This is a genomic window from Pseudarthrobacter sp. 1G09 (genome assembly GCF_050038305.1).
GTDB lineage: Bacteria > Actinomycetota > Actinomycetes > Actinomycetales > Micrococcaceae > Arthrobacter > Arthrobacter equi.
Genome location: NZ_CP188306.1, coordinates 1,769,191 through 1,784,520, shown reverse-complemented (window position 1 = coordinate 1,784,520; position 15,330 = coordinate 1,769,191). Strand labels below are relative to the sequence as shown.

Here is a 15,330-nt window from a genome sequence, read left to right as displayed (position 1 = left end):
CCACCCCGGCTGAACATGCGGTGAACTGCCGGTCCCCCCGGAGCGGCGGAACCCGGCGCGCCGGACACCTGTTGTTCACCTTGCCGAGGCAAAATGCCCGGGTGACTCAGCAGCAGGTCCCTCTTGGGGATATCCATTCCGGCGCCACGCCGGCCGCTCCCCATGCATCCGGCGGTTCGCAGGCCGACGGCTCCCCCGGACCGCTGCCTGAAGGGGCTTCAACTCCGGGTTCGGCGCAACCTGAGGGCGCGCACGCACCGCAGTTCCCTGGGTCTCCGGCCGCCCCGCCCGTCCGGACGCTGATCGATATCCTCCAGGACTCCGCCGCCCGTTTCCCCGACGCCTCGGCGCTCGACGACGGCCTTGTGTCCCTCAGTTACGCCCAGCTCATGGACGAAGTACGGTCTGCCGGCCTCCGCCTCCACCAGGCTGGCCTCGGTGCGGGCGACCGGATCGGCGTGCGGATTCCTTCGGGCACCAACGAGTTGTATGTGTCGATCCTGGCCGTTTTGTTGGTGGGCGCGGCGTACGTCCCCGTTGACGCGGACGATCCCGACGAACGGGCCCGGCTGGTTTTTGACGAGGCCGAGGTCGCCGCCGTCCTGGAAGGCGGGCGGGTGATCAGGCCCGGCACCGCGGGAGGCCGCCGCACAGGGCCCTTTGCGGGCGCCCGCCCACCTGTGCCGGATGACGATGCCTGGATCATCTTCACGTCCGGCTCCACAGGGACACCCAAGGGCGTGGCGGTCCAGCACCGCTCGGCCGCAGCGTTCGTGGACGCGGAGGCGAGGATTTTCCTGCAGGTCGACCCCCTGGGACCCCAGGACCGGGTGTTGGCCGGGCTCTCCGTGGCCTTCGACGCTTCGTGCGAGGAAATGTGGCTGGCCTGGCGGCACGGTTCGTGCCTGGTCCCCGCACCACGTGCCTTGGTCCGTACGGGCATGGACCTTGGCCCCTGGCTGATCAACCACGGCATCACCGCCGTGTCCACCGTGCCCACCCTCGCGGCACTCTGGCCGGCCGAGTCCCTGGAAAACGTCCGCCTGCTCATCTTCGGCGGTGAGGCCTGCCCTCCCGAACTGGCGGAGCGCCTTGCCGTGGAAGGCCGCGAGGTCTGGAATACCTATGGTCCCACCGAAGCGACAGTGGTGGCCTGCGCGGCCCCCCTCACCGGCTCCGGCCCCGTACGGATTGGCCTGCCCCTGGATGGCTGGGACCTCGCCGTCGTCGACGCCCACGGCATTCCGGTGGCCGAAGGCCGGACAGGTGAGCTGATCATCGGCGGCGTCGGCCTGGCCCGGTACCTTGACCCAGCCAAGGACGCCGAAAAGTACGCTCCCATGGCCAGCCTGGGCTGGGACCGCGCCTACCGCTCCGGCGACCTTGTCCGCTTCGAGCAGGCAGGCCTCATATTCCAGGGCCGCGCCGACGAGCAGGTCAAACTGGGCGGCCGCCGGATCGAACTGGGCGAAATAGACTCCGCCATGCAAGCGCTGCCCGGTGTTGCCGGCGCAGCCGCCGCGGTGCAGACGACCGCGGCGGGCAACCAGATCCTGGTGGGCTACCTGGCGCCTGTTGCCGGCGAAGACCTGGACCTGGCTGAGGCACGCAGGCACCTGGCAGGAAACCTGCCGGCCGCGCTGGTGCCCCTCCTGACGGTGGTGGATTCGCTGCCCACCAAGACCAGCGGCAAGGTGGACAGGCACGCACTGCCCTGGCCGCTCGCCGGTGCCGGTGCTGCGGAGGCGGACGCTGCTCCCCTGAACCTCCCCGAGGACGCCACCTGGATCGTGGAGCAATGGAGCAGCATCCTGGGCAGTCCGGTGACATCGCTGGACGCGGACTTCTTCGCGTACGGCGGCGGATCCCTGTCCGCGGCGCAACTGGTGTCCGCCCTCCGGGCCCGCTACCCCACCATCACCGTCGCCGAAATCTACGCCACGCCCCGGGTGGGAGCGCTGGTGGAGCTGGCACGGCAATCACAGCCCGATGGGTCCTTCGGACCGGTACGGAACCGCACCGTGCAGCCCACCACCCTCAAATCCCAGGTGTTCCAGACGCTGATGGGCGTTCCCCTGCACATCCTGGTGGGCATGCGCTGGCTGACCTACCTGATGGCAGCCAACAACCTGTTGGCGGGCGCTGCCGGGTTCGCCGCAGCTCCCACCGTTTCTTGGTGGTGGGTGGCAGCTTCGTGGCTGGTGTTCGTCAGCCCGGCAGGCCGGATGCTGCTGGCGGTGGCCGCCGCACGGATCCTGCTGCGCGGCGTGCGGCCCGGCACATATCCGCGCTCCGGGCGGGTGCACCTCCGGCTCTGGCTGGCAGAGCAGATCCAGGACCTGGCCGGCGCCATCAGCCTCGCCAGCGCACCGTGGGTGCCCTATTACGCCCGGGCCCTCGGCGCGAAGATTGGCCGGGACGTCCAGCTGCACTCGCTGCCGCCGGTGACCGGGCTGCTGACGCTGGGCCGTGGCGCCAACGTGGAGCCGGAGGTGGATTTGTCCGGGTGGTGGATCGACGGCGACCACGTCCACATCGGCGCCGTCCGCATCGGCGCCGGCGCCTCGGTGGGCGCCCGCAGCACGCTGATGCCCGGAACGTCCATCGGCGCAGGAGCGCAGGTTGACGCGGGCTCGGCGGTCTCCGGGAAGGTCAAGGCCGGGCAGCTGGTGGCCGGGTCACCTGCCCGCCGGCAGGGCAAAGCCAGGCGTTCCGCTCCTGAAGCACCCGTCCTGGGCCCCGTGGCTGCCAAAGCCTGGTTTGGCGGATTCGCGCTGGCCTCGGCAGTACTGTCCCTGATCCCCTTCGTGTCCGCAGCAGCGGCCGCTTGGGTGGCCTACCTGTTCATCCAGGGTGGCACCTCCCTCAGCGGCGCACTGCCCCGTCTCCTGCCCGCTCTCGCGCCCGCTGCGCTCACCTGGTTCGCCACCAACGCCCTCCTCATCCTGGGCGCAACCCGGCTCCTCAGCGTTGGCATCACCGAGGGCTACCACCGGGTACGCAGCCGGGTGGGCTGGCAAATCTGGGCCACCGAACGTGTTCTCGACCTTGCCCGGGACCTGCTGTTCCCCATCTACGCCAGCCTCTTCACGCCGGTGTGGCTGCGCCTGCTGGGAGCAAAAATCGGCAAGAACGTGGAGGCCTCCACGGTGCTGCTGATCCCCAAGATGACCACCGTGGGGGAAGGTGCCTTCCTGGCGGACGACACCATGGTGGCCTCCTATGAGCTGGACGGCGGGTGGCTGCGCGTGGCCCCGGCCAAGATCGGCAAGCGGTCCTTCCTTGGCAACTCCGGGATGACCGCAGCGGGCCGGAACGTTCCCAAGAACTCGCTGGTCGCTGTCCTCTCCGCGACGCCGGCCAAGGCCAAGTCCGGCACGTCCTGGCTGGGCAGTCCGCCAGTCCGCCTCCGCCGCACAGCCATCGCCTCCGACGACACCCGCACCTTCCAGCCCCCACTGAAGCTGAAGATTGCCAGGACGCTGTGGGAGCTCTGCAGGTTCCTGCCCGTCATGCTCACGGTGGCTATTGCCGGCGGTGCCATGCTGGTCTTCGACTGGTTGGCCGCCACCTTCAACTACGGAGTGGCAGCCCTGCTCAGCGGCGTGGTCATGCTGCTGGCCGGTTTCGTGGCGGCGATCTCCGCCGTCGCCGCCAAGTGGATCCTGGTGGGACGGATCCGGGCCGGCGAGCACCCCCTCTGGAGCTCGTTCATCTGGCGCAACGAAGTGGTGGACAGCTTCATCGAGCTGGTCAGTGCACCGTGGTTCGCCCGGGCCGCGTCCGGCACCCCGGCGCTGGTCTGGTGGCTGCGGGCCCTCGGGGCGAAGATCGGGACGGGCACCTGGTGTGAAAGCTACTGGCTGCCCGAGGCGGACCTGGTGATCCTCGGCCGGAACGCCACCGTCAACCGGGGCTGCGTGGTGCAGACGCACCTGTTCCACGACAGGGTGATGAGCATTGACGCTGTTACCCTCGAAGACGGGTCCACCATGGGCCCGCACGGGGTCATCCTGCCCCAGGCCAGCGTGGGTGCCGGCGGAACGGTGGGTCCCGCGTCCCTGGTAATGCGCGGCGAGTCCGTCCCTGCGGCCACGTATTGGATGGGCAACCCTGTCAGTCCGTGGAACGGCCCTGCCACACCGTCTGCCTAGCAACCGAAGGTCGCCATGAGTTCTCCAGCATCAGCCGCCCGCGGCAGCGTGGCCGCGTCCAGCGGTGCTGCCCCCGATCCCTACATGCCCGGCGCCGGCACCAACGCCTACCGGGTGGAACGCTACGAACTGGACTTGGACTACCGCGTGGCCAGCAACCGACTGAGCGGCAAGGCGGTGCTGCACGGCGTCGCCTGCGTGCCGACGTCGGCCATTGTCCTTGACCTGGTGGGGCTCCGCGCCACCAAGGTCCAGCTCAATGGCAGGGCAGTGCGGTTCAACCAGCGCGCCGAGCAGCTGGTGGTCTCAACCCCGGCTCCCCTCCAAGCGGACGAGCCCTTCACCCTCGAAGTCCGGTACGGGGGCAGCCCCTCGCCCCGGCGCGGCCTGTGGGGCGAAGTGGGCTGGGAAGAACTGACCGACGGCGTGCTGGTGGCCGGGCAGCCCAACGGCGCACCATCCTGGTTTCCGTGCAACGACCATCCCCGCGACAAGGCCAGCTACAGGTTCACGGTAACCACCGACGCGAACTACCGCGCCGTCTGCAACGGGGTGCTGCAGGCCCGCACCACCCGGTCCAGCCGGGAAACCTGGGTGTACGAGCAGGCTGAGCCGATGCCCGCGTACCTTGCCACCGTGCAGATCGGCCGGTACGGACTGCTGGAACTCGATGCCGGGCGTTCAGCGCCGCAGGTGCCGCAGTCCGTGGCCGTCTCCCCCGCTCTCGCCGACCAGGCACGCGCCGGGCTGGCGCTGCAGCCGGCCATGATGCGGACGTTCAGCAGCTGCTTTGGGCCATATCCGTTCGCCGGCCACACGGTGGTGGTCACCGAGGATGAGCTCGAGATACCGCTTGAAGCCCAGGGGCTCTCCATCCTGGGCCCCAACCACCTGACCGCGGACTGGGAGTCGCAGCGGCTGATCGCCCACGAGCTCTCGCACCAGTGGTTCGGTAACTCCCTGACCGCCGCCAGCTGGCAGGACATCTGGCTCCACGAGGGCTTCGCCTGCTATGCCGAGTGGATCTGGTCCGAGGAGGCCGGCGTGATGTCTGTCGCTGCCCGGGCAGGTGCCGCGTGGCGGGGGCTGAAGGCCGATGCGCAGGACCTTTTGGTGGGCGATCCGGGGCCGCAGCACATGTTCGATGACCGGGTTTACAAGCGGGGCGCCCTGGCGGTGCACGCCGTCCGCATGGCAGTGGGTGACCTGGCGTTCTTTGCGCTGCTGCAGGAGTGGACCGCCACCCACCGGCACGGCTCGGTCAGCACGCATGACTTCATCATGGCCGTGGACCGCGCCACCGCCATCGACACCGAAGCGTTGCTGCACCCGTGGCTGTATGAGGAACTACTGCCGCCGCTGCCGGCAGGCTGATGCCCCGTTCCGGTGCTGCCTAAGGGCGCCCGGGCGTAACGGAAAGCGCGACGGCGGCCGCCAGCTGCGCGGGCAGCCCGGTTTCCGCGGAGGCAAGGTCCCTCAGGCCCGGCAGTCCGCGCACGTCCAGGGACGAGGGCGCTGTACGGAGCCCCTCGCCGGTCATCTTCAGCCACGCTTCCTTCCGGGCCCACAGTTTCGCCTGGGCGGCCAGCCGCCCTTCCGGCGGCACGCTCCGGACGTCCCGGTGTTCGGCGGCGGTCAACGCCAGCTCGGCAAATCCACTGAAGCCGGTATGGGCCGGATCCTCAATGTCCACGCCGAGGCGCACGTCCGGCCCTGCGTCCGGGACGGCGGCCAGCAAAGTCCAGCCGGCGGCCCGGGAGAGGCTCAGTGCCAGCGGCAGCCGGGTGCTCCGGTAGGAGTAGCCGGGCCTGCCGTGGCTGAGGTCCGCGCCTGAGCCGCATTGCGGGCAGCAGTAGCAGGCAACCAGGCTGGTTTCGGCGAGGCCCAGCAGGTCAGCGGCGAACCGGCGCTGGGCCAGGCGGGAGGCCAGGAACCGGTGGCCGGCCGTCGGCTCCATGGCGCGGGCGCGGTGAAGCTCGGTGCCGTCCAGGAGCCGTTCCGAGTCCTGCATCAGCCCGGCGGCATCACCGGCAAGCGAAAAGGGCGGGTCGGCGTGAACCACAAGCTGTGGAGTCATGCCGTCCCGCCCTTTGTATCGCCAGCCGGACCAGCGACTAGCGCTGGACTGCCCCGAAGCGCACGGCGGCCAGTGCCACGGCGCCCTCGCGGGCGGCGGACGCCTCGTCAGCCGTCAAGGTGCGGTCCGCGGCGCGGAACCGCAGGCCGAACGCCAGTGACTTCTTGCCGTCTTCGATGCCCTTGCCGGAGTACACGTCGAACAGGGCGACGTCCTCCAGCAGTTCGCCGGCGCCTTCCCGGAGTACGTCGAGGACGTCGTCCGCGGGCACATCGGCGGGGACCACCAGGGCCACGTCCTGGGTGGCCAGCGGGAACGTGGAAATATGGCGGGCCACGATTACGTCCGGGGCCGCGTCGAACAGGGCGTCGGCGTTGATCTCCAGCGCCACCGAGCGGGCAGGCATGTCAGAGGCTGCCAGCAGCTTGGGATGCAGCTCACCGGCGTAACCCACTGTCTCGCCCGTCCGCAGCGACAAGCGTGCGGCGCGGCCCGGGTGGAATGCCTGGTGGCTGCCCTGGCTGGCGACGAGGTCCACCCCAAGGACGTCCCCGGCGAGGCGGGCGATGTCCAGGGCGTCCGCCCAGTCCCACAACCGGGGTTCGTGCCCTGCGGCGGCCGGGGAATCATGCCCGGTCAGAACAGCGGCGACGTGGAACGGCTGGTCCGGGACGCCGTCGTACAGCGCATCCAGCACCTCGTCGGCCGGCTTTGCTCCGAGCGGCGGAATGGAGGCGGTGCCCATGGTGCTGCCGGGCAGGAAGACAAGCCCGGACTCGAAGATGGCGAGGTCGCGGAAGCCACGGGAGTGGTTCCGCTTGGCCACCTCGATCAGGCCCGGCAGGACGGAGGTGCGCAGGAAGCCCTGCTCTTCGCTGATGGGGTTGGCCAGCTTAAGCGCGGGCCGGCCGGCTCCCTGTTCCGCAACGCCGAACGTGTCGTTGGCGGCCTTGGAGACGAACGGGTAGGACAGGACCTCGGTGAGCCCGGCGTCCGCCAGCGCCTGGATGAGCCGCCGGCGCTGCTGCTGCAGGCGCGTCAGGCCACGCCCCGGAGGAGCCACCGGCAGCGTGGCGGGAATCTTGTCGTAGCCCACCAGCCGGGCGATTTCCTCGGACAGGTCTTCCTTGGTCTCGAGGTCGTGCCGCCAGCTCGGCGCTGTGACCGTCCAGCCTCCGTCGTTCTTTTCCACCGCGGCGCCGAGGTCCTCCAGGGCGGTGACGATCTGCTCTTCCGGGAAGTCGATACCGATCCGGGCGGCCGCGAACCCTGCGGGCAGCTCGATGGTGACCGTTTCCGGTGCGGTTCCGACGTCCGTTCCGGCTTCGTCGGCAGTGCCTCCGGCCAGCTCCACCAGGAGGTCCACGACGCGCTGGGCAGCAATGCCGGCCACGTGCCAGTCCACGCCGCGCTCGAAGCGCTTGGACGCTTCGGACGGCAGCTTGTGCCGGCGGCGGGAACGGCTGATGGACACTTCATCGAAGTGGGCTGCCTCAACCAGGATGTTCGACGTCGTATCGCCCACCTCTGTTGCCGCGCCGCCCATCACGCCGGCGATGCCGATGGGGCCGGAGTCGTCGGTGATCAGCAGGTCCTCGGGATCGAGGGTGCGTTCCTTGTCATCGAGAGTGGTGATCTTCTCGCCCGCGGTTGCGCGGCGCACCACGATGTCCCCGGACAGCTTGTCCAGGTCGTAGCAGTGCGTGGGCTGGCCCAGTTCGAGCATGACGTAGTTGGAGATATCCACCGGCAGCGAGATGGAGCGGATTCCGGCGAGGCGCAGGCGGGACGCCATCCATGGCGGGGTGGGCCGGCTGGGGTCCAGGCCGCGGACGGTGCGCGCCACGAAGCGGTCGCAGCCGGGCTTGCCGTAGATGGGGGCGTCATCGTTGAGCTTGACGCCGTAGCCGCAGGACAGCACGCCAGGAGCCTGCACCTTGCTGGCGGGGTCCGTGAAGGTGGTTCCCGTGGCGTGCGCGTACTCGCGCGCCACGCCGCGGATGGAGAAGGCGTAGCCCCGGTCCGGGGTGACGTTGATTTCGGCTGCCTGGTCATAGAGGCCCAGCAGTTCCATCGCGTCCGTGCCGATTTCCGGATCAAGGCCGATGCGGGAGAGGACCAGGATGCCGTCGTGGTCCTCGCCGATGCCCAGCTCACGGACCGAGGCGATCATGCCGGCGGAGAGGTGGCCGTACGTCTTGCGGGCAGAGATGCGGAAGTCACCCGGCAGGACGGCGCCCGGGAGCGTGACCACTACCTTGTCGCCTTCCACGAAGTTGTGGGCGCCACAGATGATGCCTTGGACTCCGGAAGGGTCGATGCCCTCTCCGGTCAGGGTCTGCTCCGCGCCTTCGGGAACCACGCGGACCTGGCACCAGTTGATGGTCTTGCCGTTGGTCTGCGGTTCCTTGACCAGGCTCAGGACCTGGCCCACCACAATTGGCCCCTGCAGGGTATCGGTGGGACGGTGGACGTCCTCTTCCTCGAAGCCGACCTTGACCAGTTCTTCCATGACGTCTTCGGCCGTGGCGCCGGCCGGTACCTCTGCGAATTCACGCAGCCAGGAAAGTGGGATACGCACTGTTAGATCTCCATCCCGAAGTGCTCGCTGAAACGTACATCGCCTTCGATCATGTCGCGCATGTCGCTGACCTCATTGCGGAACATGAGGGCACGCTCGATGCCCATGCCGAAGGCGAAACCTGAATAAACATCGGGGTCGATGCCGGCAGCGCGGAGGACGTTGGGGTTGACCATGCCGCAGCCGCCCCACTCGATCCAGCGCGGACCGCCCTTGGCGCCCGGGTGGAAGATGTCCAGTTCCGCAGACGGCTCGGTGAACGGGAAGTAGTTGGGCCGCAGCCTGACCTTCGCTTCGTCGCCGAACATCTGCCGGGTGAAGTGCTCCAGGGTGCCGAGCAGGTCTGCCATGGACAGTCCCTTGTCGATGGCCAGGCCCTCGAACTGGTGGAACACCGGGGTGTGCGTGGCGTCGAGTTCATCGGTGCGGAACACTTTGCCCGGGCACAGGACATAGATGGGCAGATCGCGTTCCAGCATGGAACGGACCTGGACGGGGGACGTGTGCGTGCGCATGAGGAGGTGCGCCTCGGGCGGCTCCACGAAGAACGTGTCCTGCATTTCCCGTGCCGGGTGGTCCGGCTTGAAGTTCAGGGCGTCAAAGTTGAACCATTCCGATTCCACCTCCGGGCCTTCGGCGATTTCCCAGCCCATGCCCACGAAAATGTCAGAAACGCGGTCCTGCAGGGTGGACAGCGGGTGCCGGGCACCGGCACGACGACGGCGGGGCGCGGCGGTGACGTCCACAGTCTCTTCGAGGAGTATCCGTGCGTCGTTCTCGGCTTCCAGCACCGCGGTACGGTCGGCGAGCGCCTTGTTAACCCGACCGCGGGACGCGCCCATCAGCTTCCCGGCGAGCGCCTTCTGGTCCTTGGGGAGCCTGCCGATTTCACGGTTGGCCAGGCTGAGCGGGGACTTCTCCCCCGTATGCGCAAGCCTCACCGCCTTCAGCTCGTCAAGGGTGGCGGCACCGGCGATGGCGGTGACGGCCTGGTCTACAGCGGCGTTGATGGCGGCTTCATCCGTGGGGTTCGGGATGGCATCGCCCGGCAAAGTTTCAGTCATCTACTGTTCTTAGCTACGAGTTCGTTGGCTGCCGGCGAACAGGGCAGCCTGCACGGTTTCCCGGCGGCGCGTCCGTCACTGGCAGGTCATGGATGAATGCCCGTGGATTCCGTTCAGTAATCCAGCGCATTCAATGACCAGGGCAGGGCCAGCCGGAAAACCGGCAGCCACTGCCCTCCAGTCTAGTAGAACGCTCCGGCTACCATGGCCTCATGACATTGCGGCAGCGCCCCGGACGCCTGCAGCACCTGCGCCTGCAACACCTACGGCGTCGGCTCCTGCGCGCCCACCACCTGCGCCGGCACTCCCTGACAGCCGGCCAGCGGGCCAGGCAGGCAGCCAACCTGGCCAACGGCAGCACGCTGCTGGGCCTGGCTGTGGCCGGCGCTGCCCGTACCCGCCTGCAGCGCGGTCCGCGCGGCCTGGTCCTGGCCGCCGGGTATGGGTGGCCGTTGCCGGTTGCCGGAGCATTCACCCTGGGCAACGTGGTGCTGTGCCGCTGTTCCACGGAGGCCTTGCTGGACCGGCCGGAGCTGCTGGGGCACGAGGAGAAGCACTGCTCCCAATACGCCTGGTGCCTGGGCCTTCCCTTCATCCCCTTATATCTGCTGGCCGCGGGGTGGTCGATGCTGCGGACAGGTAATCCGGGGACGGGCAACGTCTTTGAGCGGCGGGCGGGCCTGCTGGCGGGCGGCTATCCGGTACACGGAAAGCGGAGCTGGTCATGACGCCGCCAGACACCCCCTCACCCCTGCATGATGGCAGCGTGACCGTCACCGGGTCTGGCTGGGCCGAGGCCGCTCCGGATGTGGCGCTTGTTTCGATCGGCGTGGAATGCCGCCGCGATTCCGTTGAGACTGCCTACTCTGCGGCGGGGAGCGCCCTGGCGGCCGTCACAGCAGCTTTCCGTGGGCATGGCGTTGCCGCTGCGGACCTAAGGACGGCCGGGCTGAACGTCAGGGCAGACCTTGTGTGGCGGGAGGGCGAAGGCCAGCGGGTCGCAGGGCATGTCGCTGCCAGCACCCTTGCTGTGCAGCTGCGGGATGTTGCGGCGGCTTCGCGCATTATTTCCGATGCCGCTGCAGCCGGTGGCAATGATGTCCGGCTCAACGGCCTGACCTTCTCAATTTCGGATCCGTCTGCGGTCAAAGAGCGTGCCCGGGCAGCTGCCTGGGAGGATGCAAGGGCCGCTGCCGTACAGTACGCCGCCCTTGCCTCCGCCGCGCTGGGCAGTGTCCTGTCCGTGTCCGAGCTCCCCGCGGGGCACGACCCCGTTCCCGTGGCGGGGATCCAGCGCATGGCCGCGGCGGAAAGCGTCTCCGTGGAGCCGGGGGAAAGCCGGGTGGACGCAGCAGTCACTGTGGTCTGGGAGCTCATAGCCGGGCAGTAACGGCCGGGCCGCCTTGACATTCATTCGAACATGTTTTCGAATGAATGTATGAGATGGGACGCGCAGGCGCTGCTGCAGGCACCCGGGGATGGCTCCGCCGCCTCCCCCGCACTACTACCGCTTGCCGGCTTGGTCCGTTCCGTCACTACACCGGAGTTCGCGGGCATCACTTTCCACGAGGTCACCGCAAAGTCCGTGCTGAACAGGGTCCCGGCCGGTTCAAAGATGCCGTTTGAGTGGACCGTGAATCCCTACCGCGGCTGCAGCCATGCCTGCGTTTACTGCTTTGCCCGCAAGAGCCACACCTACCTCGATTTTGACGCCGGCCTGGACTTCGACAGCCAGGTGGTGGTCAAGGTCAACGCGGCGGAAGTCCTGCGCAAGGAGTTGGCCAAGCCCTCCTGGACGCGGCCGCAGGTGGCGCTGGGAACCAACACCGATCCCTACCAGCGTGCGGAAGGCAGGTACCGGCTGATGCCCGGCATCATTACGGCGCTGGCTGACTCCGGCACTCCCTTGTCCATCCTGACCAAGGGAACGCTGCTGGCGCGCGATATTCCGTTGCTGAAGAGTGCGGCAGCACAGGTCCCTGTGGGCCTGGGCATTTCACTGGCCATGACGGACGAGGCCCTTTCCGAGGCCATAGAACCGGGCACGCCGGGTCCGCGGGCGCGGCTCAGGCTCGTGTCCAGGCTCCGTGAGGCGGGCCTTCCGTGCGGCGTCATGGCGATGCCTATCCTGCCGTGGCTCTCGGACAGCGACGAAGCCCTGGACGCACTTTTCGCTTCGCTGGCCGCAGCAGGCGCCACCGGAGTCAGCGCGGGCGCCCTGTACCTCAAACCCGGCACCCGGGAATGGTTCATGAAGTGGATCGCCGCAAACCATCCCGGGCTGGCCGGCCGCTACCGCCGCCTCTACGGGTCAGGCTCCTACGCGTCCAAGGAGTACAGAACCTGGCTGGCGGGTAAAGTGCGCTACTTCAAGGCACGGCACGGCTTTGCCTTCTCGTCCGGGTTCAGCCACCGGGACCTTGATCCCCGCGATGAGGAGGCCGAGTACCCCGCAGGCATCATCCCTGAAGCACGGCAGGGGCACGGTGCAGGCAATTCCGCCCCGCATGGTGGTGCTGCGGGGACTCAGCAGGCCCTCTTCTAGTTCAGCGCCCTTCGGCCGGAACGGCCAGGGATGCGAGCAACGCGCGGACAATCGGGAAATCCGCCGGTATCCATGGCAACGCCAGGACGGCATCCGGGACGTCCAGGGGCAGCCAGCTCAACTGGTCATGGTCCTCCAGCGGTCGTGGCTCCCCGGAGGTAATCTCTGCCGACCAGACGCGCATGGCTGCACGGTCGTTCAGCGGCCAGCCGCCGGGTCCGTCAGCAGGAAGCTCCGCCCCGAGGCGGACAACGACGCCGAGTTCCTCCAGCAACTCCCGCCGGAGGGCGGCCTCGGGTTCCTCGCCGGGCTCCACCTTGCCACCGGGGAACTCCCACAGGCCCGCCAACTTTTCCGGGGCATTGCGCCGCGCCACCAGCAGCATGGATGGCTGGTCCAGCCGGTCCACCACCGCACCGCCCACCACCTGTATCAGTTCAGTCACCGCTCCAGTCTATGGGGGACAATGGGATCACCGGCCGGGCTTCCCGGGGAATATCCGTCCCCCGGAGGCAGTTGACCAAATCCGGGCCCGTGGTCATCCGGCCCGTGCAGCCCCACCGTCGTGGCATGTGTTTCTTCCATCGGCAATCCACTTCGGAAAGCAGGCTTATGAGCAGCGCCACCCAAACGTCCACGGCAGGCCCCCTGACCTCCCGCAACCTGGCGCTGGCGATTCTTTCGCTGGCCATGGGCGGTGTGGGCATCGGTGTTACCGAGTTCACCATGATGGGCCTGCTGAAAGAGGTGGAACAGGGGCTGGACATCAGCACGCCGGAGGCCGGCCACCTGATTTCCGCCTACGCCCTGGGCGTGGTGGTGGGCGCGCCGCTGCTGGCTGCTGTTGGTGCGCGGCTGCCGCGCAAACAGCTCGCCCTGGGCCTGCTGCTGTTCTTCACGGTGGCAAACCTGACGTCGTTCGTGGCTCCCGACTACGGCACCATGCTGGTGTCGCGCTTCGCTGCCGGCCTTCCGCACGGTGCGTTCTTCGGTGTTGCGGCGGTCATCGCCGCGTCCCTCGTTCCGCCCACCCGCCGCGGCTGGGCGATTTCCATGGTAATGGCCGGATTGAGCATCTCCAACGTGGTGGGCGTGCCGTTCGCCACCTGGCTCGGGCAGACGTACGGCTGGCGGCTGCTGTTCGTCCTGGTCGGTTTTATCGGGCTGCTGACCCTTGCGATGGTCTGGCGCTTTGTACCCTTTCAGGCTGCCCACCCCGATGCGAGCATCAGGCGTGAGCTCGGCGCTTTGAAGCGGCTGCAGGTGTGGCTGGCCATCCTCATCGGCGTGGTGGGTTTTGGCGGCTTCTTTGCCACTTACACCTACATCGCACACACCATGACCACGGTGGCCGGGATCCCATCGTCGCTGATTCCCCTGGTGGTGGCCCTGTACGGCCTCGGCATGGTGGCAGGCAACATCGTGGGCGGAAGGCTTGCCGACAAGTCGGTCATGGGAACCCTGTACAAGGTTCTGCCCGCCATCGCAGTTGCCCTGGTGGTCTATGCCGTCGCGGTGCACTGGCCGTGGTCGGCACTGATCATGGTGTTCGTGGTGGGCGCCGCCGGGTCCATGCTGATCCCGGCACTGCAGACCCGGCTGCTGGACGCCTCCCCCGATGCCCCGTCGCTGGCATCCTCGCTGAACCACGCGGCGCTGAATGTCGCCAATGCCCTGGGCGCTTTCCTCGGCGGCCTCGTCATCGCCCTCGGGTGGGGATATGTGGCTCCCGCTTTGGTAGGTGCCGTCCTTGCGGTCCTGGGCTTCGGCGTCGCCGTCCTCAGTGGCGTGCTGGAACGCCGGAAGCCGCTGACGGCCTGAATTCCCGGCGTGCGCGGCAGCCGGTGGGGTTCGCTGTCCTACCGGTCTTCCAGCGCGGACGTCCGCTGCAGGTCAGGCTCCAGGTAAATCACACGCGCTATGGGGACAGCGGTGCGGATCCTTGCCTCCGTGGCGTCGATCTCCGTGGCGATCTGTTCTCCTGTGGAGGACCTGCTGACGGCTATCTTGGCCGCCACCAGGAGTTCTTCCGGCCCCAGATGGAGCGTCTTGAGGTGGATCAGCCGGCCGCCGTCGGACTCGATGGCGGCCGTGATCTTTTCGACGTCCTGCCGCGTGGCGGACTCCCCCACAAGCAGCGACTTTGTTTCCAGCGCCAGCACAGCCGCGATGGCGACCAGCAGCAGGCCGATCATGGCGGTTCCCGCGGCATCCCACAGCCCGTTGCCGGTCAGGAGAGTCATCCCTACGCCGATCAGGGCAAATGCCAGGCCCAGCAGGGCGCCGAAATCCTCGAGCAGGATCACCGGCAGCTCCGGCTGCTTGGCGCTGCGGACGAACTTCACCCAGGATTGCGAGCCGCGGGAGCGGTTCGATTCGCGGATCGCCGTCCGCAAGGAGAAGCCCTCAGCCAGGATGGCACCCACCAGGACGGCCAGCGGAACCCACCAGAAATCGCCTTCGATCGCGTGCGGATCGAGGAACTTCTCCCAGGCTTCGAACAGCGCGAAAAGGCCACCGACGCTGAACAGCACGATGGAGACGATAAACGCGTAGATGTACCGCTCACGTCCGTACCCGAAGGGGTGCTGGGGACTGGCGGCCCGCTGCGACTTCTTGCCGCCCACCAGCAGCAGGAGCTGGTTTCCGGAATCGGCGACGGAGTGGATCGCTTCGGCGAGCATCGACGATGACCTGGTCAGGAAGAATGCAACGAACTTCAATGCCGCGATGGACAGGTTGGCGGCCAGCGCCGCAATGATCGCTTTGTTTCCGCCATGTGCTGCCACGGTGGCCCCCTCCAAGGTTCGGGATAGTCGCATCACCGGTCCGGCTTCGTTTTCCGGCCATGCATACCCTACCCACGGTGCGTCCCCGCATGCAGCAGGCACAAGGCCCGCCGCCTGCTG

General features: G+C 68.0%; 11 protein-coding genes. 6 read left to right on the top strand and 5 right to left on the bottom strand.

Going from position 1 to position 15,330, the window contains the following annotated elements; translation table 11 throughout:
* Nucleotides 1-203 precede the first annotated feature (203 nt).
* Together ACP3TD_RS08245 and ACP3TD_RS08240 are read left to right on the top strand one after the other, a co-directional pair.
* On the top strand, nucleotides 204-4,154 hold the full coding sequence (locus ACP3TD_RS08245) for a Pls/PosA family non-ribosomal peptide synthetase (protein WP_426767170.1): 3,951 nt from the start codon (nucleotides 204-206) through the stop codon (nucleotides 4,152-4,154).
* Nucleotides 4,155-4,169: 15 nt separating this feature from the next.
* The gene (locus ACP3TD_RS08240; RefSeq protein WP_426766694.1) at nucleotides 4,170-5,528 is read left to right on the top strand and encodes a M1 family metallopeptidase; all 1,359 of its coding nucleotides are present in this window, start codon (nucleotides 4,170-4,172) and stop codon (nucleotides 5,526-5,528) included.
* A 19-nt stretch (nucleotides 5,529-5,547) separates the two neighbouring features.
* On the opposite strand, the gene ACP3TD_RS08235 is transcribed toward ACP3TD_RS08240, so the two are convergent.
* Genes ACP3TD_RS08235 through pheS form a run of 3 tightly spaced genes read right to left on the bottom strand, consistent with a single transcriptional unit; the run spans nucleotide 5,548 to nucleotide 9,876 of the window.
* On the bottom strand, nucleotides 5,548-6,231 hold the full coding sequence (locus tag ACP3TD_RS08235) for a 4'-phosphopantetheinyl transferase family protein (protein ID WP_426766692.1): 684 nt from the start codon (nucleotides 6,229-6,231) through the stop codon (nucleotides 5,548-5,550).
* Between the two features lie 37 nt (nucleotides 6,232-6,268).
* Nucleotides 6,269-8,812: a phenylalanine--tRNA ligase subunit beta gene (pheT, locus tag ACP3TD_RS08230; RefSeq protein WP_426766691.1), complete on the bottom strand. Its 2,544-nt coding sequence runs from the start codon at nucleotides 8,810-8,812 to the stop codon at nucleotides 6,269-6,271.
* 2 nt (nucleotides 8,813-8,814) lie between these two features.
* On the bottom strand, nucleotides 8,815-9,876 hold the full coding sequence (gene pheS, locus ACP3TD_RS08225) for a phenylalanine--tRNA ligase subunit alpha (RefSeq protein ID WP_056083242.1): 1,062 nt from the start codon (nucleotides 9,874-9,876) through the stop codon (nucleotides 8,815-8,817).
* Between the two features lie 212 nt (nucleotides 9,877-10,088).
* Between pheS and ACP3TD_RS08220 the strand changes: the two genes are divergently transcribed.
* The 3 genes from ACP3TD_RS08220 to ACP3TD_RS08210 are packed head-to-tail and all read left to right on the top strand — an operon-like array spanning nucleotide 10,089 to nucleotide 12,421.
* Nucleotides 10,089-10,604, top strand: a complete 516-nt coding sequence (locus ACP3TD_RS08220) for a hypothetical protein (protein ID WP_426766689.1) — start codon at nucleotides 10,089-10,091, stop codon at nucleotides 10,602-10,604.
* Complete coding sequence (locus ACP3TD_RS08215) at nucleotides 10,601-11,266, top strand: SIMPL domain-containing protein (protein ID WP_426766688.1); 666 nt, start codon at nucleotides 10,601-10,603, stop codon at nucleotides 11,264-11,266. Before ACP3TD_RS08220 ends, ACP3TD_RS08215 begins: the two co-directional genes overlap by 4 nt.
* 48 nt (nucleotides 11,267-11,314) lie before the next feature.
* Nucleotides 11,315-12,421, top strand: a complete 1,107-nt coding sequence (locus ACP3TD_RS08210) for an Rv2578c family radical SAM protein (RefSeq protein WP_426766686.1) — start codon at nucleotides 11,315-11,317, stop codon at nucleotides 12,419-12,421.
* 1 nt (nucleotide 12,422) lies between these two features.
* Here ACP3TD_RS08210 and ACP3TD_RS08205 read toward each other — a convergent pair whose 3' ends face one another.
* A complete protein-coding gene (locus ACP3TD_RS08205; protein WP_426766685.1) occupies nucleotides 12,423-12,866 on the bottom strand; it encodes a (deoxy)nucleoside triphosphate pyrophosphohydrolase in 444 nt (147 codons plus the stop codon).
* Nucleotides 12,867-13,033: 167 nt separating this feature from the next.
* On the opposite strand from ACP3TD_RS08205, the gene ACP3TD_RS08200 reads away from it, so the two are divergent.
* Complete coding sequence (locus ACP3TD_RS08200) at nucleotides 13,034-14,242, top strand: MFS transporter (RefSeq protein WP_426766683.1); 1,209 nt, start codon at nucleotides 13,034-13,036, stop codon at nucleotides 14,240-14,242.
* Nucleotides 14,243-14,280: 38 nt separating this feature from the next.
* Here the strand turns inward: ACP3TD_RS08200 and ACP3TD_RS08195 are convergent, their stop codons facing one another.
* Nucleotides 14,281-15,210: a cation diffusion facilitator family transporter gene (locus tag ACP3TD_RS08195; RefSeq protein ID WP_426766681.1), complete on the bottom strand. Its 930-nt coding sequence runs from the start codon at nucleotides 15,208-15,210 to the stop codon at nucleotides 14,281-14,283.
* Between the last annotated feature and the right edge of the window lie 120 nt (nucleotides 15,211-15,330).

Bases quoted from the DNA above. Each gene is read 5' to 3' on its own strand.
- ACP3TD_RS08240 (WP_426766694.1), top strand. From the start codon at position 4,170: ATGAGTTCTCCAGCATCAGCCGCCCGCGGCAGCGTGGCCGCGTCCAGC.
- ACP3TD_RS08235 (WP_426766692.1), bottom strand. From the start codon at position 6,231: ATGACTCCACAGCTTGTGGTTCACGCCGACCCGCCCTTTTCGCTTGCC.
- pheS (WP_056083242.1), bottom strand. From the start codon at position 9,876: ATGACTGAAACTTTGCCGGGCGATGCCATCCCGAACCCCACGGATGAA.
- ACP3TD_RS08220 (WP_426766689.1), top strand. From the start codon at position 10,089: ATGACATTGCGGCAGCGCCCCGGACGCCTGCAGCACCTGCGCCTGCAA.
- ACP3TD_RS08215 (WP_426766688.1), top strand. From the start codon at position 10,601: ATGACGCCGCCAGACACCCCCTCACCCCTGCATGATGGCAGCGTGACC.
- ACP3TD_RS08210 (WP_426766686.1), top strand. From the start codon at position 11,315: ATGAGATGGGACGCGCAGGCGCTGCTGCAGGCACCCGGGGATGGCTCC.
- ACP3TD_RS08200 (WP_426766683.1), top strand. From the start codon at position 13,034: ATGAGCAGCGCCACCCAAACGTCCACGGCAGGCCCCCTGACCTCCCGC.